Here is a 19,972-nt window from a genome sequence, read left to right as displayed (position 1 = left end):
GCATAACGCCAGCTCAGGCAGAAGAAGGGACTAAAGCGCGTTGCGCCAGAGTTGCTCACCTGCAAGCAGGAAAGTAGAAGAGGTACGAAGAAGTGTAGGTAAACGCAAAAACATCCTGAACGTATTGTCCATAATATTACAATTATCCGCAGTGTTGCTTCTCGTCATCGCGGATGATAATTGTCCTCGGTAGTTAAACACACGCAATTTGTATCATAGGTTCAAGACGAACTCAAAATCTTTTCACTTCTTTACCTGGTTCGTTTGATTTTTGTTATAACGACTCGAGGCAGATCACACTATTATCCAGGTTCAGGATAACTCTTCAGGAATAAACATGGCGAAACCCATTATCACGCTTAGCGGCCTAAAATTAGTCATTATGTTGGGCATGCTGGTGATCATTCTGACCGGCGTCCGCTTTGCGGCCGATATCATTGTCCCCTTTATTCTGGCGTTATTTATTGCCGTGGTGCTTAATCCCGTGGTCCAGCGAATGGTCAAACTTCGCATTCCGCGAGTATTAGCCGTGTCATTGCTGGTGGTTATTATTGTGATGCTAATGGTGCTGCTTTTAGCATATTTAGGGACATCCTTAAATGAATTAGCGAGAACGCTACCGCAATACCGTTCTTCACTGGTTATCCCGCTGAAAAATATCGAACCGTGGCTGCAGCGCGCGGGAATTGGTGTTTCCGTCGACGAACTCGTGAAGTATATCGACCCTAATGCGGCGATGACGCTGGTGACCAATTTGCTGACGCAATTGTCCAATGCCATGTCATCTATCTTTTTACTGCTGCTGACCGTCGTGTTTATGCTACTGGAAGTGCCACAGTTACCCGGCAAACTCAAACAAATGATGAGCAGACCCGTTGAGGGAATGGCCGCTATTCAACGCGCAATCGACAGCGTGTCACACTACCTGGTCCTCAAAACGGCCATCAGTATTGTCACCGGTCTGGTCGCCTGGGGCATGCTGGCCGCACTGGATGTCCGCTTCGCATTTGTCTGGGGACTGCTGGCTTTCGCGCTGAACTACATCCCCAATATCGGATCCGTGCTGGCGGCGATCCCCCCTATTGCTCAGGTACTGGTGTTTAGCGGATTTTACGATGCCCTGGTGGTGCTGGCGGGCTATCTGGCGATTAACTTGATATTCGGTAACATTCTCGAACCGCGCATCATGGGACGCGGACTGGGGCTATCGACGCTGGTGGTTTTTCTGTCGTTGATATTCTGGGGCTGGTTACTGGGACCGGTTGGCATGCTGCTTTCTGTCCCACTCACCATCATCGTTAAAATTGCACTTGAGCAAACTGAAGGCGGCCAAAGCATTGCCGTTTTGCTGGGCGATCTCAATAAAGCGTGAAGCCGCCTCTCTCACTAATAAGCGGAATGTGCCATAAAAAAACGGCCTCCGAGGAGGCCGTATGACATGTTAGTAATAATTACAGCGCTTTCAGAATCGCATCCACGCTGGCTTTGGCATCGCCAAACAGCATATGGGTGTTATCTTTAAAGAACAGTGGGTTCTGCACGCCGGCATAACCGGTATTCATTGAACGTTTAAACACAATGACGTTCTGCGCCTTCCACACTTCCAGAACCGGCATACCGGCGATTGGGCTTTTCGGATCGTCCAGCGCCGCAGGGTTAACGGTATCGTTCGCGCCGATGACCAGTACGGTGTCGGTATCGGCGAAATCATCGTTGATTTCATCCATTTCCAGCACGATATCGTAAGGCACCTTCGCTTCCGCCAGCAGCACGTTCATATGCCCCGGTAGACGCCCGGCAACAGGGTGGATACCGAAACGCACCTTGATGCCGCGAGCACGCAGTTTCTCGGTGATTTCGGCCACCGGATACTGTGCCTGCGCCACCGCCATGCCGTAGCCTGGAGTGATAATCACCGAGTGCGAATCCTTCAGCATTTCTGCCGTTTCTTCCGCGGAAATCTCGCGATGCTCACCCGCTTCCTGATCGTCACCAGTAGAAGAACCGTCGGTACCAAAACCACCGGCAATGACGCTGATGAAGGAGCGGTTCATCGCCTTACACATAATGTAAGACAGGATCGCACCCGAAGAACCCACCAGCGCACCGGTAACGATCAGCAGATCGTTGCTCAACATAAAGCCCGCCGCCGCTGCCGCCCATCCTGAATAGGAGTTCAGCATCGATACCACAACCGGCATATCTGCCCCGCCGATAGACGCCACCAGATGCCAGCCAAACGCCAGCGCGATAATGGTCATCACCAGCAACGCCAGAACCTGCAGACCCACGCTTTCAGTACGCACGAACAGCACCAGCAGCAGGAACGAAACCACCAGCGCCGCAAGGTTCAGCTTGTGGCGATTCGGCAGCATCAGCGGCTTAGAGGATATCTTGCCGCGCAGTTTACCAAACGCCACAATAGAACCCGTGAAGGTCACCGCACCGATGAAGATGCCAAGGAACACTTCAGTCAGGTGAATATTCACCAGAATCGGTTCCAGACCCGCTTCGTGATACAGGTAGCTGTTAAAACCAACCAGCACCGCCGCCAGGCCAACGAAGCTGTGCAGGATCGCCACCAGCTCCGGCATCTCGGTCATTTCGACTTTCTTCGCCAGACGAATACCAATCGCGCCACCGATGATCATGGCAACCAGAATCCACGCGACGTTACCGGTATCCGGACCAAAGATCGTGGCAATCAGCGCAATCGCCATCCCGGCGATACCGAAGTTATTACCCTGCTGGGACGTTTCATGCTTAGAAAGCCCCGCCAGACTGAAAATAAACAGGATCGCGGCAACAATGTATGCAGCTGTAACTAATCCTCCAGACATGTGCTACCCCTTAGTTTTTCCGGAACATTTTCAGCATGCGCTGAGTCACGGTGAAGCCACCGAAAATATTAATGCTGGCAATAAGTACCGCGATAAAGCTCAGGAAACTCACCCAGCCACCCTGGCCAATCTGCAATAATGCCCCCACAACGATGATCCCGGAGATGGCGTTCGTCACAGACATCAGCGGCGTATGCAGCGCATGCGACACGTTCCAGACCACGTAGTAACCGACCACGCAGGAAAGCGCGAACACGGTAAAGTGGCCAAGGAACTCTTTTGGCGCCACATCGGCCAGCCAGCCAAACAGAATAACCACCAACGCCATCAGGGCGTATTTACGCCACGGTGAGACTGGTTTTTTCTCTTCAACCGGTGCAGGTGCAGCTTTTGCTGCCGCCTGAGGCTGAGCGGAAACCTGGATCGGCGGCGCAGGCCAGGTGATTTCACCTTCGCGAACCACCGTCACACCGCGCACCACCACATCGTCGAAATCCACGGTGATATTGCCGTCTTTCTCTTTGCACAGCAGCTTCAGCAGGTTAACGAGGTTGGTCCCGTATAGCTGGGAAGACTGCGTCGGCAAACGGCCCGGAAGGTCGGTATAACCAATAACCTTGACGCCGTTCTCGGTCGTGGTCACCTGATTCGCCACGGTGTATTCGCAGTTACCGCCGTTTTGCGCAGCGAGATCGACAATCACGCTGCCCGCTTTCATGGAGTCAACCATTTCACGGGTGATCAGTTTCGGGGCCGGTTTACCCGGAATCAACGCGGTGGTGACGATAATATCGACGTCTTTCGCCTGCGCGGCGAACAGTTCCATTTCCGCTTTGATAAACGCTTCGGACATCACCTTGGCGTAACCATCGCCGCTGCCCGCTTCCTCTTTGAAATCCAGCTCGAGGAATTCAGCGCCCATACTTTGCACTTGTTCTTTCACTTCCGGGCGCGTATCGAAGGCGCGAACAATCGCCCCCAGGCTGTTGGCCGCACCAATGGCCGCAAGACCCGCCACCCCGGCACCGATCACCATCACTTTGGCTGGCGGGACCTTGCCCGCGGCGGTAATTTGTCCGGTAAAGAAGCGACCGAACTCATGCGCCGCTTCAACAATGGCGCGATATCCGGCGATGTTGGCCATCGAACTGAGGGCATCCAGCGACTGCGCACGCGAAATACGCGGTACGGAGTCCATTGCCATCACGGTGACATTGCGCTCGGCGAGTTTTTGCAGTAACTCCGGGTTTTGCGCCGGCCAGAGGAAACTGACCAGCGTGGTCCCCGGATTCAACAACGGAATCTCAAATTCTTCTGGTGCGTTGACCTTCAGGATAATCTCTGACTGCCAGACCGCATCCCCGTCAACAATTTCCGCGCCCGCTTGCACAAACGCCTTGTCGTCAAAACTTGCCAGTTGACCCGCGCCGCTTTCAACCGCGACGCTAAAACCCAGCTTCAGCAGCTGCTCAACCGTCTTCGGTGTGGCTGCTACGCGGGTTTCATTGGTTAACCGTTCTCTTGGTATGCCAATTCGCATAATGTTCCCTTCCATCTGTATTTTTGATGATGGTTTATCAATGTTCGCAAGCGGCCTGCGCGCACTTACGTAAGAGGTAAGTGTTACCCCAACAAAATAAAACAGTAACAAACTCTGTATAACCTACTGAAATTAACGCCTGTGATCTAGCGCCAAAAAACAGTATTTATTATGAAATTCGCAAAACCGGGATGAATTAACCCGCAGACAGGGATAATGCCCTTGAAATAGCCCGCAAAGGCCGATAAATCGCTCAAGCCAAGCGGCAAAACATGATTAAGCGCCACCACGGAACAATTGATTAACATTAAATTAACTTATGAAATTCAACCGATTTATCAGTTTTAGCGCTGAAATGCCGAATTTTTAGACATATCACGAAATGTTATCGATGTTGTTACGACGGCTGGCACGATGAGTGAAAAATGACGCAGACACTGACACAATTTAAATGCAATAATCAGCCACGTTTCTAGTCAATAACAATACCAGTACCTGGTTTGCGCAAGGCGAAGGATTATTTTTATGAAGCTTAAGAACACTCTCCTGGCGTCCGCACTTCTTTCTGCGACTGCTTTTTCTGTAAATGCAGCGACAGAATTGACGCCGGAGCAAGCGGCTGCCCTGAAACCCTATGACCGCATTGTGGTGACCGGCCGTTTTAATGCTATCGGTGATGCGGTTGCCGCCGTATCCCGCCGTGCAGATAAAGACGGTGCAGCCTCCTTTTACGTTGTTGATACCTCAGATTTTGGCAGCGGCGGTAACTGGCGTGTTGTTGCCGACGTCTATAAAGCCGACGCAGAAAAAGCGGAAGCTAACAAAAATCGCGTCATCAACGGTGTTGTAGAATTACCCAAAGATCAGGCCGTGTTGCTGGAACCGTACGATACCGTCACGGTGCAGGGTTTCTACCGTAGCCAGCCTGAAGTCAACGACGCCATCACCAAAGCGGCGAGAGAGAAAGGGGCTTACTCTTTCTATATTGTCCGTCAGGTCGATGCTAACCAGGGTGGCAACCAGCGTATTACCGCATTTGTCTATAAAGCCGATGCGAAAAAACGTGTTGTACAAAGCCCTGACGCCATCCCAGCTGATTCTGATGCCGGACGTGCAGCATTAGCAGCCGGTGGCGAAGCCGCGAAGAAAGTTGAGATCCCGGGCGTAGCTACCACCGCATCTCCGAGTGCAGAAGTAGGTCGTTTCTTCGAAACGCAGTCAACCAAAGGTGGACGTTACACTGTCACGCTTCCGGATGGTACGAAAGTAGAAGAACTGAACAAAGCAACCGCCGCTATGATGGTGCCGTTTGACAGCATCAAGTTCACCGGTAACTACGGAAACATGACTGAAGTTTCTTATCAGGTTGCTAAACGTGCCGCGAAAAAAGGCGCCAAGTACTACCACATTACCCGCCAGTGGCAGGAACGTGGTAACAACGTGACCATCAGTGCCGATCTGTATAAATAACGGTCACGAGTAACAATATAAGGCGGCTTTTTGCCGCCTTTCGCATTTTTAGTCACAAATCTCCCCATGCCCATTGCATGCGCTCCCTTCTCTCCGTAAAATTCCGCGCCTTAGTGGCTTCCTCCATTTTTATGCGGTTTGCCAAAATAATTATTCTCTCACTCTCGTTTTTGTCACTGGATACAAATGGAAAAGAAATTGGGTCTGAGCGCACTGACCGCGCTGGTTTTAAGCTCAATGCTCGGCGCGGGCGTTTTCAGCCTGCCACAAAATATGGCAGCGGTTGCCAGCCCGGCCGCATTACTGATTGGTTGGGCGATTACCGGCGCGGGAATTCTCCTGCTGGCCTTTGCCATGCTCATCCTGACGCGCATCCGTCCCGATCTGGACGGCGGTATTTTTACCTACGCCCGTGAAGGTTTTGGCGAACTGATTGGTTTCTGCTCGGCATGGGGTTACTGGCTGTGTGCCGTTATCGCCAACGTTTCTTATCTGGTGATCGTTTTTTCCGCACTCAGCTTCTTCACCGATACGCCTGAATTGCGTTTATTTGGCGATGGAAATACCTGGCAGTCTATCGTCGGGGCCTCAGTGCTGCTGTGGGTGGTCCATTTTCTGGTATTACGCGGTGTACAAACCGCCGCCAGCATTAACCTGGTAGCGACACTGGCGAAATTATTGCCGCTGGGTCTGTTTGTCGTGCTGGCCTTTATGCTGTTTAAGCTTGATACCTTTACCCTGGATTTTACCGGTATTGCGCTGGGTGTTCCGGTCTGGGAACAGGTCAAAAACACCATGCTCATCACGCTGTGGGTGTTCATCGGGGTAGAAGGCGCGGTCGTAGTGTCAGCACGTGCCCGCAATAAACGCGATGTCGGTCGCGCCACGCTGCTGGCGGTATTGGCCGCGCTGGGTGTTTATCTGTTGGTTACCCTACTTTCCCTTGGCGTGGTTGCTCGCCCGGAACTGGCTGAAATCCGTAACCCGTCAATGGCCGGACTAATGGTCAAAATGATGGGGCCATGGGGTGAAATTATTATTGCGGCCGGTCTGATAGTTTCCGTCTGTGGTGCCTATTTAAGCTGGACGATTATGGCAGCCGAAGTGCCGTTTCTGGCATCGACGCACAAAGCGTTCCCGCGCATTTTCGCACGTCAAAATGCGCAAGGTGCACCGTCGTCTTCACTGTGGCTCACCAATATCTGCGTACAGGTGTGTCTGGTGCTGATCTGGCTCACAGGCTCTGACTATAATACGCTGCTGACGATTGCCTCCGAGATGATTCTGGTGCCTTATTTTCTCGTTGGCGCATTTTTGCTGAAAATCGCCACCCGCCCGATTCATCAGGCTGTTGGTGTCGGTGCCTGCATTTATGGCTTATGGTTATTATATGCTTCTGGCCCAATGCACCTGCTGCTGTCTGTGGTGCTGTATGCGCCAGGATTATTGGTCTTTCTTTACGCCAGAAAAACGCACACGCACGATAACGTGCTGAACCGCCAGGAATTGGTTTTGATCGGCCTGCTACTGGTCGCCGCCGTTCCGGCTACCTGGATGTTGATGGGGTAAACGTCATACCCATCGTTTGATGTTAATGGAGATTACGATGGGTAAAAAGCCCCTGCCAATACTTATCACCGGCGCAGGCCGTCGCATCGGCCTCGCAATTGCATGGCATTTTTTGAATCAAAAACAGCCGGTAATTATCAGCTATCGTACGCATTATCCATCGATTGATGGTCTGCAAGAAGCCGGCGCGGTGTGCATTCAGGCCGATTTTTCGACCGATGCCGGCGTGCTGGCCTTCGCTGATGACGTAAAAAACCGAACGGATGGATTACGCGCCATCGTGCACAATGCCAGCGCCTGGGTTGCAGAAAAACCCGGTAAACCGCTGTCTGACGTGTTGTCCAGCATGATGCAGATCCATGTCAACACGCCCTACCTGCTAAACCACGCGCTGGAAGGCCTGCTGCGCGGCCACGGCCACGCCGCCGGCGACATCATCCATTTTACAGATTACGTCGTCGAGCGCGGCAGCGACAAACATATCGCGTATGCCGCCAGCAAGGCTGCACTGGACAACATGACCCGCTCATTCGCGCGTAAACTGGCACCAGAAGTCAAAGTGAACGCCATCGCCCCATCGCTTATTCTGTTTAACGAAGATGACGACGCCGAATATCGTCAGCAGGCTCTGAACAAGTCACTGATGAAAACCGCGCCCGGCGAGAAAGAGGTCATTGAGTTAATCGATTATCTGTTGACCAGCTGTTTTGTCACCGGGCGTAGTTTTGCCCTGGATGGCGGTCGCCACCTGCGTTAGTGCAGTTTTACCCAACAAATAATCAGCAACCACGCGCTCAGGCCCCAGCAGACTACCGCCCCGCCGAGCGCGACGGGCAGGCGCATAAACCCGGTGAAGTACCACAGTGAAACAAGGTAGACAAAATAGGGAATAATTGACCACATACTGAAGACAATTGTGGTGCGTAACGCTTCAATACCGCGCTCGCTGGCCACAATATAGTGAGCGATCAGCGCAAAAGTCGGGAACAGCGGAATTAATCCGGCAATATAGTAGTTCTTTGTTTTAGCCAGCACGCCAATCAACACCACCACCAGCGCACCCAGCGCCGCTTTTATAAGTAACCCCATCACTTTGCCTTAACACATCAATAACATCAGCCCCTAGCATAACGGAAGCGTTCTCGTTTAGAAAAGATTAATGGAAGGAAAAACAGGGGCGGTGTATGTTGGCACTTTATAATCAAAATGAATGATATGAACACCATCGTATTTGTTGAAGATGATCCTGAAGTCGGTTCGCTGATTGCCGCCTACCTGGCCCGGCATGATATCGAGGTCATCCTTGAACCGCGCGGCGATTTAGCCGAAGAGAAGGTCCTGCAGGTTCAACCCGACCTGGTGTTGTTAGACATTATGCTGCCTGGTAAAGACGGAATGACCATCTGTCGTGATTTGCGCGGGCGCTGGCAGGGTCCAATTGTTCTGCTGACGTCTCTCGACAGCGATATGAACCATATACTGGCGCTCGAAATGGGAGCCTGTGACTACATTCTGAAAACGACGCCGCCGGCGGTGCTGCTGGCCCGCCTGCGCCTGCATTTACGCCAGAACGAACATTCGACGCAGTCAAAAGGTATTCAGGCGGCCACCCTTACGCCGCATACCATACTGCGCTTTGGTACGCTAACTATCGACCCAACCAATCGTTCCGTGCTACTTGCTGGTGACCCCGTTTCGCTTTCTACCGCCGATTTCGAACTACTGTGGGAGCTGGCAACCCATGCAGGACACATTATGGATCGTGATGCGTTGCTGAAAAATCTGCGCGGTGTGAGTTATGACGGGATGGATCGCAGCGTTGATGTGGCGATTTCCAGACTGCGCAAAAAACTGCTGGATAACGCCACAGAGCCGTACCGCATCAAGACCATCCGTAATAAAGGCTATTTGTTTGCCCCGCACGCCTGGGATGATGAACCACGCAAATAACCCCGCAAGGCTGGTTTTAACCCAGCCCAATTCGCCATTTAACGTTACACTGTCACGCAAATCGTCTACAGGATAAGCATAAAGACCTCGTCTCGGTCTGAACCACACTTTTTGTGTGGCTGTCAGTGGTCCCCCTCCCTATAATCCGTCCCGGTCCTGAGCCACTATGGCTCAGCGTTTTATTTCAAAAATACACTCTCTTTCCGGCATTTCAGGTGCTGAATGAGGCAAGAGGCTACATTATGTTCGTTACTCTCGCGTATATCGCGTTATTTTTGGTTTGTTCATGGGCTGTATTCAGAATCGACCAAAAAAGTCACTCCCTGTCCAAAAGCGTTTTCATTGCCATTTTTATCGGTGCCGTTATTGGCTTATCCCTGCATTTTATTGCAGCCGACAACAGCAAAACAATTATCGACTGGTATAACGTCATCGGTAACGGTTATGTCAATTTACTCAAACTGGTTGCGGTTCCGCTAATCTTTATCTCTATCCTGTCGGCGATTAATAAGCTCGAAAATAGCGCCGGAATTGGCAAAATGTCACTCACTATCGTAGGGAGCATGCTCTGCCTGGTGATGATCGCCGGATTTGTTGGCCTGCTCACCGCCCACGTTTTAGGTCTGGATGCCAGCGCGTTTGGCCATATGCAGTCAACGTTGACGGCTGAGGATGTGAGTAAAACAGCCGCCGTTTCACTGCCTAAGCTAGTCACCTCGCTGATCCCCACCAATATCTTCCTCGATCTTACCGGGGCCAGAAGCGTTTCTGTTATTGGTATTGTGATTTTCACTCTGCTTGCCGGGGTAGCATTATTAAAAGTAAAACAAGATGCACCGCAAGAAGGTGAAAAATTAAGCGCGGGCATTAACGCCATCCAGATTTGGGTGATGAAAATGGTGCGCATCGTTATTGCCCTCACCCCCTATGGCGTGATGGCATTAATGGCTGGCGTATTTTCCGCTTATCGGTTTGAACAATTTGCCAGTTTGTTAGGCTTTATTGCCGCCTGCTACATTGCCGTGCTGATGATGTTTATCGTGCATGCGCTAATTTTGCTGCTTAGCGGAAACAATCCTGTGCGCTATTTTAAAACCGTGTGGCCGGTTTTAACCTTTGCGTTTGTTTCGCGCAGCAGCGCTGCCTCTATTCCACTGGCCATTACCGCGCAGGAAAAATTTGGCGTACAAAATACCATTGCCAATATCGCGGCTTCATTTGGTTCCAGCATGGGCCAGAATGGCTGTGCCGGGATTTACCCTGCGATTATGGTGGCAATGATTGCACCGACAATGGGCATCGATCCGCTGTCGGTACATTTTCTGCTCGCGATGCTACCGGCGATTGCGCTGGGATCGATTGGGGTGGCGGGCGTCGGTGGTGGTGGGACGTTTGCCGCACTGATTGTGCTTTCCACGCTGAATTTTCCGGTCGCGCTGGTGGGGATTTTTATTGCTATTGAGCCGATTGTCGATATGGCGAGGACTGCATTAAACGTCAACGGTTCGATGATGTCGGGCGTGCTGGCTAACCGAATATTGCGTAAAGAAACGTCCGCGCAGCAACCGTCCACATCGCTCAGCAACGCTGAATAACCGTTCAGAGCAGTGCCAGATAATAGCCTTCCCGCTGACAGGAAGGCTTTATTTAGGTTAGCTGAGCATCAACCTGTCATAGTTTTTCCAGCGATAATTCAGCGCGGAGAGGATCCAGCAACCGAGAAATACAGCAATAATCATAAAACCAACATTACCCATGTGGTCACTCATATTACTTACCGTATCCCACATTCCGCCCTGAAGTGAAAACGCATCGGACAGTAATCCTAACGCTTCCAGCCCGCCAATAAATACCGCCACAATCACCGAGGTTCCGGTGATTGTCATATTGTAATACAGCTTTCGCTGCGGCTTATTAAAGGCCCAGCCGTAGGCCTCGACCATCAGGATACTGTCGAGGCAATCAATTAACGCCATGCCACAGGTAAACAATGCCGGAAACACCAGAATGGACCAGATGGACATCCCACTGGAAGCACCTGAAGCAGAAATGCCTAACAGCGAAATTTCTGTGGCAGTATCAAAACCCAACCCAAACAAAAAGCCGACAAAATACATATGCCAGTCTTTCCCCACCAGCCTAAAGGCCGAGCGGAAGAGCCAACTCAGAGGCCCTGAAATCGTGATTTCTTCCGCGGTTCCGTAATAGGTGCCCGTACGTTTTAAATGACGGAATGCCTTCCATACCTGGCAGAAGATAATCAGATTGATGGTCGCCAGAATCAGCAAGAACGCTGCAGAAACGGCCGTACCGATCACGCCCCCAACATTCTGCAACCACGCCATATGATGTTTAAACACGCTGGTAGTGAGGGCAATGCCAATACTTGCCAGTACCACAATGGTGGAATGTCCGAGAGAAAACCATGCCCCGGTGGTCAATGCGCGCTTTTTTTGCTGCATCAGTTTGCGGGTTGCGCTGTCGATGGCGGCGATATGATCGGCATCCACGGCGTGGCGTAAACCGTAGCACCAGGCGACCAAGCTCAGCGCCAGAAGCGAGGTATGATGACTAAACACCGTGAAAGCCCACAGCCACGCCACAATGTTTGCCCCGACCAAAATCGCCACCAGCAGCATAATATCCGGACGTTTTTTGCACACTGAAAACAACGTGTTCATTGTTTTCGGCCCATTAACTTATTCATAAGAGACACAACCTAACCCGCCATTTACTGATTGGTAATCTAAATATTTATCAGCCTAATGATAACGGTTTAAAATTACTGACGTGTGTCGTAGATCAAAGTTGCAGAGACCCTGAGTCCAGTTCAGCAAACGCGAGCTCCGCCACGTGCAGGGTTATTGCCGCAGTGCCCCCGTCTTGCAGAAACCAGGCGGATGAAAGTCCACACCATGCCGCGATCCACAGAAGAAGACGCTCGCGTTTAAGTCCGGCAGCCTCTGAAACGATGTTGACGCGCTGGGTGAACCGCGATGGATCAATGGCGATGCCAATACCAGGATCGGCAAGATCGGGATTGGTGAAAATATTGGCGTAATCAAACCCACGCTCACCCAACAACCCTTTCGGATCGATAACCAGCCATCCAGACTCTGCAAAATCAAGCACATTACCGTGGTGTAAATCACCGTGCAGCACCACGACATCTTGCGCAGTGGAGAAAAGCACATTGGCTGCCTGCGCGCAACGAAGCATGATCCCACCAAAACGTTGCGCTGTCGGCTCAAGATCGCGAAACCAATGTTCAAGCGGCGTGAGCAGCGGTGTTGAGGTATCTGCCGCAACATGGAGTCGACGGGCAGTTTGGCAAATGATGCGGCAGGCTCGCGCATCCTGGTCTTCCCGGGACATATCCGTCAGCGATTGTGTCCCTGTGGCACGTTCTAACAGAATCGCCCCATTTTCATGAGCCAGCACCCTCGCCGCCCCTTTCCCGTTCCACCAGGTCATCAACTGACAACCGGTTCGCTCACTGTCATCATCCGTGAGTTTAAGAATGGCTTTCTTGCCACCGTGAATTGTTGTCACGGGTAGCAGATACGATGTATGAGTCACGATGGGAGCACCATCAGGGATGAGTTTCCAGCGGCTTAACCAGGTACTGAACATATGCTTTCCAAAGTAATGCCACCCTCTTCAGCCTGAGTGAATCGCTGGTGGAACATTAGCGAGATTTTTACCGCATTATAACGATGACGGGTCAGGGCGACACCTACACCTATACAGAATTTTATGCTAGGTTGAAAAATACAGCCCTCGAGAAAGAGGCAAACGTCAGCTTAAAAAACAGATCGTTTATGCTGTTTTACGGTCAATTGCGCCATAGAATTAAGAATAAAATAAAATCACATCATCGATAAAAACAGGGAGCGCTGAATTCTCGCCCCCTGCACTTTTTTTACCCCTCAGGCATCGCCGAAGAGTGATGGGTGGAGATTTTCCACTCTTTTCCATCCCATGCGTAAGTGAACGTATATCGTGCTGAAACGGTAGATTTATCGGCGAAGGTAAATGTGTAGGTACCGGTATCTATCGCCTTGTTGCACCCCAGACGAATAGTGCGAGTATCAATTTTTCCGGTAGGTTTCTTCGCCAGAAAATGCTCAAAATAATCAATGCGTTCAGCATCCGTTAAGCGGGCTTTATTGGATACCGTTGGCAGTAACACCGCATCGCTGAGATAGTTTTCTGAAACCGTCTTCGCGTTGCCCGTTTTTAACGATGCGTTCCACTTATCAAATAGCGCTTCGATTTGAGCGTTATCGACCTTCACGCAGTCAGGTGCCGACACCGCAAAAACCGGGCCAGACAGAAGGGTCAGTGAAGCAATAAGACCAAATAATTTCTTCATTTTAATCAATCCATTCGTGATCGTATGGCAATGCTGAACCATTGATAACCAGGCTATAAAAATCGCATGGCATGTCATTATCAATGGGAATCATCAACATACGCTGTGTGTGAAAATAAAGAATCCGTGAGGGAAAGGGTATTCAATACGAAGGAGTTATAAGAGATTTTTGTGTTATCGCCACGGGTAGAGACTGTTCAACTTCCTGGTTAATTATAGTTTAGCAATCACGCACTTTCTGTACGCTTTTCTCATCAGGGAAGTGATCATAAGGACCATACAGGTGGTGCAGAGACTGAAGAGTTCGTTGCTGGCTGCTTAATGGCCGATGTAACCGGGAGGCGACAACCGTTTGACACATCTTTTACACCGGTAGCCTGTCAGGCAGTTTGTTTTTACGCAGATACCTTTCACCCATTTTGTGACATTGTCACGCAACCCGTTATTCTGCGTTCATTACCTGTAGTTAACCATTACCATCTGATAACCCACTGAATTTTCACGCTCCAGCATTGCCGCAATGTCATCCCAGTGCATTGGCGACTTACCGCCACGTGGTTCCAGCTTAGCCGTCCGGGGCTCAACGATTTTGACAGCTGCTTCTGCGCTCATTTTGATTTCTCGCTAACAAGCTGTTAATTTTTCAATGTTCCAATTAACTTATTTCAATGAGGTATGATACCCTTTTATTAAATCTCAGTCATTTACTAAAGGGTAGCAAATCTCTACACGTGACACAGCGCTTCATCAGCATTTAAAATACTGAAATTATTTTATTCATACTATCTTAAATCATTTTTCTCAAACATTTCACTAAACATTTCATCAATAGATTGCTGATAGGATGGAGGACTTAACTTCTCCTTGATAACAATACAACACGCATATATTAATGCTAAACCCATAGCTACAATCATAATAAAAACGATGAAAAGAAAAAAACAAATAATCACTTGAGATGAATCAAGATTCTCAAATGAACTTATTCCAAAACGAAAGAGAATTAATCCTATGACACTTAATATAGCACCCATTAGTTCATATCCTCTTTACAGATACGCCATGTGCCAAACTGTCGTCCCATCATCGTTTCATAAGACATTACCTGACACCACCCCTGATTTATAAGAAAATTATTGGTCCATTCGCTATCATGAGCCTGATTAGAACGAATGGTGTCATATTTATCTTTCAACATACCTTTATCAAATGCCTCCTTTGACTGAGGGTCATTGATAATGATCATAGGCAACCTGCTCTGTGATACCAGGGCTTTTAAAATGTTCTACAAATAGTTTGTTATTTTCATCAACTTCAAATTTACTGTCAGTATGAGTTTCATTGAAACGGGCCACTTCTTGCTTCACTTCAGCAACACGGCTCTCGTAAGCATTGTGTGCAATCACGGAACCACCAAAAAGAGCAGCAACCGCCCCCACTTTTAATCCTATTTTTAGGACTACAACTAATGCCACAGCTATCGCACCACCAAAGATTGTTTTAATATTCATTTTAATTACACCACAGGAGTAGTCATTAACAATTAAGTAATTTTTATATAACAACGATAGCATATAATAAAATAACCATACATAACATAGTGACTAAAAGTGAATTCCATTCACCTATTTTCTATAGTCATATAAAAACCAGAGAGAAATATAGATTATTCTATATTTAACACAATCACATTTCATTTATAGCAAATATTTAAAAGTGCAGCTTGCGAGAGTGTTATTATCATTTCCCTTTTATGAGGAATCAACTACGCAAAGTATCCATTTATGGACACCCCTCGAACTCTGCCTTTAAAAACATAATGTTATCTTACGAAAAGAGTTTATCTCATGATGATTTTCGCAATCCTAATGTATAACGTTTTCCGTATACACCGGTTGCCTACTGCCCTATTGTCAGAACAGATGAATTAAGTTGTAATGGTAACAATAAGAACCTGATAAATCGTAATAATTTTCTTTCAACCTAATAAATTGAAGATTATATTTTGATATGTCATTAGCAGGTACCTCAGTACCCGGTTTCAAGTAATGAATCCGGTAGAATACTGGACACAGTTGTATCTATGACGCTTTTGACTGATACGGGAAGACAGTTTCTGATGACTTTTCTTCCAATATCAACAGGGCATCCGCTTTACGCGAAAGCGGACATTCGGCGTATGTGGATTCTGCAGCCACTCTCAAGCAGGCTTAATGGAAACTAACCTTAAGGCAGATTCAGTCATCAGACTTGCCACACTGATGAGCCATGAGCATGCAGAAAGGATATATACCGTGTACTCTACCGAGATAAGTGCGCCTGGTGGAGTCCGCAGGAATAACTCTGCCTCTATTTCAGTGGGTGATGCCCCTGACTGCAAAAGCGTATTAGCTAACTTATTGAGCGTCCGGTGATTTGTTATGAAGAAGCTGTTTGTACAGTTTTACCTGTTGCTGTTCGTCTGCTTTCTGGTGATGACTCTGCTGGTCGGTTTGGTATATAAATTCACCGCAGAGCGCGCCGGCAGGCAGTCGCTTGATGATTTAATGAAAAGCTCCTTGTATTTGATGCGCAGTGAGCTTCGCGAGATCCCCCCCCCATGAGTGGGGGAAGACGCTGAAAGAGATGGATTTAAACCTCTCGTTTGATCTGCGTGTGGAGCCGCTGAATAAATACCATCTGGATGTCCCTACCCAGCAGCGTCTGCGCGAGGGTGATATTGTGGCACTCGACGACCAGTACACCTTTATTCAGCGTATTCCTCGCAGCCATTATGTCCTTGCCGTCGGCCCGGTTCCCTATCTCTATTTTCTGCATCAAATGCGCTTGCTGGACGTCGCGCTGATGGCGTTCATCGCCATTTCGCTGGCCTTCCCGGTGCTTATCTGGATGCGTCCGCACTGGAAGGAGATGTTGAGGCTGGAAGCGGCGGCGCAACGGTTTGGTGAAGGACACCTGAGTGAACGGCTGCATTTTGACAGCGGTTCCAGTTTTGAGCGGCTCGGCGTGGCGTTCAACCAAATGGCGGACAATATCAATGCGCTCATTGCCAGCAAAAAACAGCTGATTGATGGCATCGCCCATGAGCTGCGCACACCGCTGGTGCGTTTACGCTACCGGCTGGAGATGAGCGATAACCTCAGCGAACAGGAATCCCAGGCGCTGAATCGTGATATTAGCCAGTTGGAAGCGCTCATCGAAGAGTTACTCACCTATGCGCGACTCGACCGGCCACAGAATGAGTTAAACCTCACGGAACCAAACCTACCGGTATGGCTTACCACCCATCTGGACGATGTACAAAGCGTTAATCCTGACCGTACGGTGCGTCTGCGCCATCTAACCTCCGGTGATTACGGTGCGCTGGATATGCGCCTGATGGAGCGCGTCCTGGATAATTTGCTCAACAACGCCCTGCGCTACTGCCAGTCTACGGTTCACGCCAGTCTGCTGCTACAGGGTAATCAAGCGATGCTGATCGTCGAAGACGATGGCCCCGGCATTCCACCTGACGCCCGTGCGCAAGTTTTTGAACCGTTTGTTCGTCTCGATCCCAGCCGCGACCGGGCCACGGGCGGCTGCGGACTCGGGCTGGCCATCGTCCACTCGATTGCGCAGGCCATGGGCGGTACGGTGATGTGTGACGAAAGCGAGCTCGGCGGCGCGCGTTTCACCTTTAGCTGGCCCCTCTGGCATAACATTCCTGAATTTTCCGCTACTTGACCCCTACGGCTCGGTGGTCAGGTAACGTTGGGTGTGCTATAAAAAAGTATGTTGTAACTAAAATGGTAACTCTATGGCTCGTTACGATCTCGTTGAACGTCTGAACAGCACTTTTCGCCAGATGGAACAAGAACTGGCGCAATTCACTGAAAATCTGCAGCAACACACGCTACTGATTGCCCGCGTGTTCTCCTTGCCAGAAATCGCAAAAGAGTCGGAGCACGCCCTGCTGGAGGCCATCGATGTTAAACAACATTTAGGTAAAGAAGCTGAAAGTCTGGCGCTGCGCCACTATCGCCACCTGTTTATTCAGCAGCAGTCCGAGAATCGCAGCAGCAAAGCTGCCGTGCGCCTACCCGGCGTGTTGTGCTATCAGGTCGACAGCCCTTCTCAGGCGACGCTGGAAGCGCAAATTCAGCGTATCAACCAGTTGAAAACAACCTTTGAGCATATTGTGACGGTGGATTCAGGTCTGCCACCCGCCGCACGTTTCGAATGGGTGCATCGTCATTTACCAGGACTCATCACCCTCAATGCTTATCGAACGCTGACGGTGGTCAGAGAACCTGCGACCCTGCGATTCGGTTGGGCCAATAAACACATTATTAAAAACCTGAAACGCGATGAGGTACTGGAACAACTGGAAAAGAGCCTGAATTCACCGCGCAGCGTACATCCATGGACGCGCGAAGAGTGGCAGGCCCGTCTGGAGCGCGAGTATCAGGACATTGCCGCCCTGCCGCAACAGGCGAAACTGAAGATAAAAAGACCGGTGAAAGTCCAACCCATCGCCCGCGTCTGGTACAAAGGGCTGCAAAAGCAAGTGCAATATGCATGTCCGACACCGCTGATTGCACTGATTAATAACGATAATGGTATGAGTGTGCCGGACATCGGCGAGTTGCTGAATTACGATGCCGACAACGTTCAACACCGTTTCAAACCGCAGGCGCAGCCGCTAAGGTTGATTATTCCCCGGCTGCACCTGTATGTGGCAGATTAACGTCCCGGTCGCATACTTCCGACCATCAGTTCCGGGCGCACCCAACTGTCGAACTCGGCTTCGCTAAGGTAGCCCAGCGCCAGCGCCGAGGCTTTTAACGTCAGTCCCTCTTTGTGGGCCTTTTTGGCGATCTCCGCGGCTTTATCGTACCCAATATGGGTATTCAGGGCAGTCACCAGCATCAGGGATTCATTGAGCAACTGGTCAATGCGCTCGCGATTGGGCTCAATGCCGGTCGCGCAGTGCGCATTGAAGCTTTCCATACCATCTGCCAGCAGACGAACTGATTGCAGGAAATTATGGATAACCATCGGTCGGTAGACGTTAAGCTCAAAATTACCGGAGGCTCCGCCAATGTTGATAGCCACATCGTTGCCCATTACCTGACAGCACAGCATAGTTAAGGCTTCACATTGTGTGGGGTTGACCTTACCAGGCATGATGGAGCTGCCTGGCTCGTTTTCAGGAATCGCTATCTCGCCGATACCACAGCGCGGACCAGACGCCAGCCAGCGCACATCGTTGGCAATTTTCATTAACGATGCAGCCAGACCTTTCAGTGCACCATGGGCATGTACCAGCGCATCACAGGTGGCCAGCGCTTCGAATTTATTCGGCGCGGTGACAAACGGTGCACAGGTGATCACTCTCAGTTCATCCGCGACCCGGCGAGCATATTCAGGATGTGTATTCAGTCCGGTGCCGACGGCCGTTCCTCCCAAAGCCAGTTCAGCCACATGCGGCAGGCTGTTTTCTATGTGCTTCAGGTTATGTTCCAGCATCGCCACCCAGCCAGAAATTTCCTGACCCAGCGTCAACGGTGTAGCGTCCTGCAAATGCGTACGGCCAATTTTGACAATATCTGCAAACGCGTGGGATTTTTTACTCAGTGTTTCAATTAAAACATTCAATTGTGGAATAAGTGACTTACGCAGAGCCAGCAGTGCGGCAACGTGCATCGCCGTGGGGAACACGTCATTTGAACTTTGGCTTTTATTGACGTCATCGTTGGGGTGTATTTTACGTTCCATCCCCCGCACGCCGCCCAGCAGTTCGCTGGCGCGGTTCGCCAGCACCTCGTTCATGTTCATATTGCTTTGCGTACCGGAACCGGTCTGCCAGATAGCCAGCGGAAACTCGTCAGCGTGTTTATCAGCCAGCACTTCATCTGCCGCCTGCATGATGGCGTTCGCTTTTTCTGCCGCCAGCAGCCCGAGGTCCTGATTTACCTTCGCGGCAGCACGTTTAGTGAGCGCCAGCGCGTGGATCAGCGAGACCGGCATTTTCTCCGTAGAGATACGAAAATGCTCCAGCGATCGTTGGGTTTGTGCGCCCCAGAGTTTATCGGCCGGAACCTCAATCGCCCCCATTGAATCATTTTCGCGGCGTACCGTTACCATGACCTGCTCCTTATATTAACAATTGATTAGGTTATGTTTCGACATTGCCCATTTGCCATTGGTCTTATGAGTATTGACGAGGATGGAACCCTCGTTTGGTGG

Annotated in this window: 18 protein-coding genes and 1 pseudogene; 8 read left to right on the top strand and 11 right to left on the bottom strand. The window is 50.1% G+C overall.

Going from position 1 to position 19,972, the window contains the following annotated elements; all coding sequences use genetic code 11:
* Window positions 1-337: 337 nt before the first annotated feature.
* Window positions 338-1,372 carry an AI-2E family transporter gene (locus tag FDW95_RS10770; RefSeq protein ID WP_115258543.1) on the top strand — a complete coding sequence of 345 codons (1,035 nt, stop codon included), beginning with the start codon at window positions 338-340 and terminating at the stop codon, window positions 1,370-1,372.
* A gap of 79 nt (window positions 1,373-1,451) precedes the next feature.
* Here the strand turns inward: FDW95_RS10770 and pntB are convergent, their stop codons facing one another.
* Together pntB and pntA are read right to left on the bottom strand one after the other, a co-directional pair.
* On the bottom strand, window positions 1,452-2,840 hold the full coding sequence (pntB, locus tag FDW95_RS10765; RefSeq protein WP_096757109.1) for a Re/Si-specific NAD(P)(+) transhydrogenase subunit beta: 1,389 nt from the start codon (window positions 2,838-2,840) through the stop codon (window positions 1,452-1,454).
* Window positions 2,841-2,850: 10 nt separating this feature from the next.
* On the bottom strand, window positions 2,851-4,380 hold the full coding sequence (gene pntA, locus FDW95_RS10760; protein WP_096757110.1) for a Re/Si-specific NAD(P)(+) transhydrogenase subunit alpha: 1,530 nt from the start codon (window positions 4,378-4,380) through the stop codon (window positions 2,851-2,853).
* A 525-nt stretch (window positions 4,381-4,905) separates the two neighbouring features.
* Between pntA and ydgH the strand changes: the two genes are divergently transcribed.
* The 3 genes from ydgH (at window position 4,906) to folM (ending at window position 8,176) form a co-directional block, all read left to right on the top strand.
* Window positions 4,906-5,850: a DUF1471 family protein YdgH gene (gene ydgH / locus FDW95_RS10755; RefSeq protein WP_096757111.1), complete on the top strand. Its 945-nt coding sequence runs from the start codon at window positions 4,906-4,908 to the stop codon at window positions 5,848-5,850.
* A gap of 186 nt (window positions 5,851-6,036) precedes the next feature.
* Window positions 6,037-7,419, top strand: coding sequence for an amino acid permease (locus FDW95_RS10750; protein ID WP_096757112.1), 1,383 nt, complete (start codon window positions 6,037-6,039; stop codon window positions 7,417-7,419).
* A 37-nt stretch (window positions 7,420-7,456) separates the two neighbouring features.
* A complete protein-coding gene (folM, locus tag FDW95_RS10745; protein WP_096757113.1) occupies window positions 7,457-8,176 on the top strand; it encodes a dihydromonapterin reductase in 720 nt (239 codons plus the stop codon).
* On the opposite strand, the gene FDW95_RS10740 is transcribed toward folM, so the two are convergent.
* Window positions 8,173-8,508 carry a GlpM family protein gene (locus FDW95_RS10740; RefSeq protein ID WP_096757114.1) on the bottom strand — a complete coding sequence of 112 codons (336 nt, stop codon included), beginning with the start codon at window positions 8,506-8,508 and terminating at the stop codon, window positions 8,173-8,175. The genes folM and FDW95_RS10740 overlap by 4 nt on opposite strands.
* A 117-nt stretch (window positions 8,509-8,625) precedes the next feature.
* Between FDW95_RS10740 and rstA the strand changes: the two genes are divergently transcribed.
* Both rstA and FDW95_RS10730 read left to right on the top strand, forming a co-directional pair.
* Window positions 8,626-9,369 (top strand): two-component system response regulator RstA, encoded by a 744-nt coding sequence (gene rstA / locus FDW95_RS10735; protein ID WP_115258544.1) that lies wholly within the window; start codon window positions 8,626-8,628, stop codon window positions 9,367-9,369.
* 242 nt (window positions 9,370-9,611) lie between these two features.
* The gene (locus FDW95_RS10730) at window positions 9,612-10,964 is read left to right on the top strand and encodes an L-cystine transporter (RefSeq protein ID WP_115258545.1); all 1,353 of its coding nucleotides are present in this window, start codon (window positions 9,612-9,614) and stop codon (window positions 10,962-10,964) included.
* Between the two features lie 57 nt (window positions 10,965-11,021).
* Here the strand turns inward: FDW95_RS10730 and FDW95_RS10725 are convergent, their stop codons facing one another.
* From FDW95_RS10725 to FDW95_RS10700, 7 genes are all read right to left on the bottom strand, one after another.
* Window positions 11,022-12,050 carry a HoxN/HupN/NixA family nickel/cobalt transporter gene (locus tag FDW95_RS10725; RefSeq protein ID WP_115258546.1) on the bottom strand — a complete coding sequence of 343 codons (1,029 nt, stop codon included), beginning with the start codon at window positions 12,048-12,050 and terminating at the stop codon, window positions 11,022-11,024.
* A gap of 121 nt (window positions 12,051-12,171) precedes the next feature.
* Window positions 12,172-13,002 carry an aminoglycoside phosphotransferase family protein gene (locus FDW95_RS10720; protein ID WP_115258547.1) on the bottom strand — a complete coding sequence of 277 codons (831 nt, stop codon included), beginning with the start codon at window positions 13,000-13,002 and terminating at the stop codon, window positions 12,172-12,174.
* A gap of 289 nt (window positions 13,003-13,291) precedes the next feature.
* Window positions 13,292-13,744 (bottom strand): SgcJ/EcaC family oxidoreductase, encoded by a 453-nt coding sequence (locus FDW95_RS10715; RefSeq protein ID WP_096757119.1) that lies wholly within the window; start codon window positions 13,742-13,744, stop codon window positions 13,292-13,294.
* A 456-nt stretch (window positions 13,745-14,200) separates the two neighbouring features.
* A complete protein-coding gene (locus tag FDW95_RS23180) occupies window positions 14,201-14,356 on the bottom strand; it encodes a hypothetical protein (protein ID WP_170972988.1) in 156 nt (51 codons plus the stop codon).
* 170 nt (window positions 14,357-14,526) lie between these two features.
* Window positions 14,527-14,778 carry a hypothetical protein gene (locus FDW95_RS10710; protein WP_137363496.1) on the bottom strand — a complete coding sequence of 84 codons (252 nt, stop codon included), beginning with the start codon at window positions 14,776-14,778 and terminating at the stop codon, window positions 14,527-14,529.
* Window positions 14,778-14,990 carry a hypothetical protein gene (locus FDW95_RS10705; RefSeq protein ID WP_115258549.1) on the bottom strand — a complete coding sequence of 71 codons (213 nt, stop codon included), beginning with the start codon at window positions 14,988-14,990 and terminating at the stop codon, window positions 14,778-14,780. Before FDW95_RS10705 ends, FDW95_RS10710 begins: the two co-directional genes overlap by 1 nt.
* Entirely contained in the window at window positions 14,974-15,255 is a 282-nt protein-coding gene (locus tag FDW95_RS10700) for a hypothetical protein (protein ID WP_137363495.1), read from the bottom strand. Before FDW95_RS10700 ends, FDW95_RS10705 begins: the two co-directional genes overlap by 17 nt.
* A 909-nt stretch (window positions 15,256-16,164) precedes the next feature.
* Between FDW95_RS10700 and rstB the strand changes: the two are divergent.
* Together rstB and tus are read left to right on the top strand one after the other, a co-directional pair.
* A pseudogene (gene rstB, locus FDW95_RS10695) lies at window positions 16,165-17,467 on the top strand (two-component system sensor histidine kinase RstB).
* Between the two features lie 73 nt (window positions 17,468-17,540).
* Window positions 17,541-18,470 carry a DNA replication terminus site-binding protein gene (gene tus, locus FDW95_RS10690; RefSeq protein ID WP_115258551.1) on the top strand — a complete coding sequence of 310 codons (930 nt, stop codon included), beginning with the start codon at window positions 17,541-17,543 and terminating at the stop codon, window positions 18,468-18,470.
* Here the strand turns inward: tus and fumC are convergent.
* Window positions 18,467-19,870, bottom strand: a complete 1,404-nt coding sequence (gene fumC / locus FDW95_RS10685) for a class II fumarate hydratase (RefSeq protein ID WP_096757122.1) — start codon at window positions 19,868-19,870, stop codon at window positions 18,467-18,469. The genes tus and fumC overlap by 4 nt on opposite strands.
* Window positions 19,871-19,972: the final 102 nt, after the last annotated feature.

It is taken from the genome of Citrobacter sp. wls718 (genome assembly GCF_005280945.1).
GTDB lineage: Bacteria > Pseudomonadota > Gammaproteobacteria > Enterobacterales > Enterobacteriaceae > Citrobacter > Citrobacter gillenii.
This window is presented reverse-complemented; position numbering and strand designations above follow the sequence as displayed.

Bases quoted from the DNA above. Each gene is read 5' to 3' on its own strand.
- tus (WP_115258551.1), top strand. From the start codon at position 17,541: ATGGCTCGTTACGATCTCGTTGAACGTCTGAACAGCACTTTTCGCCAG.
- pntB (WP_096757109.1), bottom strand. From the start codon at position 2,840: ATGTCTGGAGGATTAGTTACAGCTGCATACATTGTTGCCGCGATCCTG.
- rstA (WP_115258544.1), top strand. From the start codon at position 8,626: ATGAATGATATGAACACCATCGTATTTGTTGAAGATGATCCTGAAGTC.
- fumC (WP_096757122.1), bottom strand. From the start codon at position 19,870: ATGGTAACGGTACGCCGCGAAAATGATTCAATGGGGGCGATTGAGGTT.
- FDW95_RS10715 (WP_096757119.1), bottom strand. From the start codon at position 13,744: ATGAAGAAATTATTTGGTCTTATTGCTTCACTGACCCTTCTGTCTGGC.
- FDW95_RS10710 (WP_137363496.1), bottom strand. From the start codon at position 14,778: ATGGGTGCTATATTAAGTGTCATAGGATTAATTCTCTTTCGTTTTGGA.
- FDW95_RS10730 (WP_115258545.1), top strand. From the start codon at position 9,612: ATGTTCGTTACTCTCGCGTATATCGCGTTATTTTTGGTTTGTTCATGG.
- FDW95_RS10770 (WP_115258543.1), top strand. From the start codon at position 338: ATGGCGAAACCCATTATCACGCTTAGCGGCCTAAAATTAGTCATTATG.
- FDW95_RS10700 (WP_137363495.1), bottom strand. From the start codon at position 15,255: ATGAATATTAAAACAATCTTTGGTGGTGCGATAGCTGTGGCATTAGTT.
- ydgH (WP_096757111.1), top strand. From the start codon at position 4,906: ATGAAGCTTAAGAACACTCTCCTGGCGTCCGCACTTCTTTCTGCGACT.
- FDW95_RS10740 (WP_096757114.1), bottom strand. From the start codon at position 8,508: ATGGGGTTACTTATAAAAGCGGCGCTGGGTGCGCTGGTGGTGGTGTTG.
- FDW95_RS23180 (WP_170972988.1), bottom strand. From the start codon at position 14,356: ATGAGCGCAGAAGCAGCTGTCAAAATCGTTGAGCCCCGGACGGCTAAG.
- pntA (WP_096757110.1), bottom strand. From the start codon at position 4,380: ATGCGAATTGGCATACCAAGAGAACGGTTAACCAATGAAACCCGCGTA.
- FDW95_RS10750 (WP_096757112.1), top strand. From the start codon at position 6,037: ATGGAAAAGAAATTGGGTCTGAGCGCACTGACCGCGCTGGTTTTAAGC.
- FDW95_RS10705 (WP_115258549.1), bottom strand. From the start codon at position 14,990: ATGATCATTATCAATGACCCTCAGTCAAAGGAGGCATTTGATAAAGGT.
- folM (WP_096757113.1), top strand. From the start codon at position 7,457: ATGGGTAAAAAGCCCCTGCCAATACTTATCACCGGCGCAGGCCGTCGC.
- FDW95_RS10720 (WP_115258547.1), bottom strand. From the start codon at position 13,002: ATGTTCAGTACCTGGTTAAGCCGCTGGAAACTCATCCCTGATGGTGCT.
- FDW95_RS10725 (WP_115258546.1), bottom strand. From the start codon at position 12,050: ATGAACACGTTGTTTTCAGTGTGCAAAAAACGTCCGGATATTATGCTG.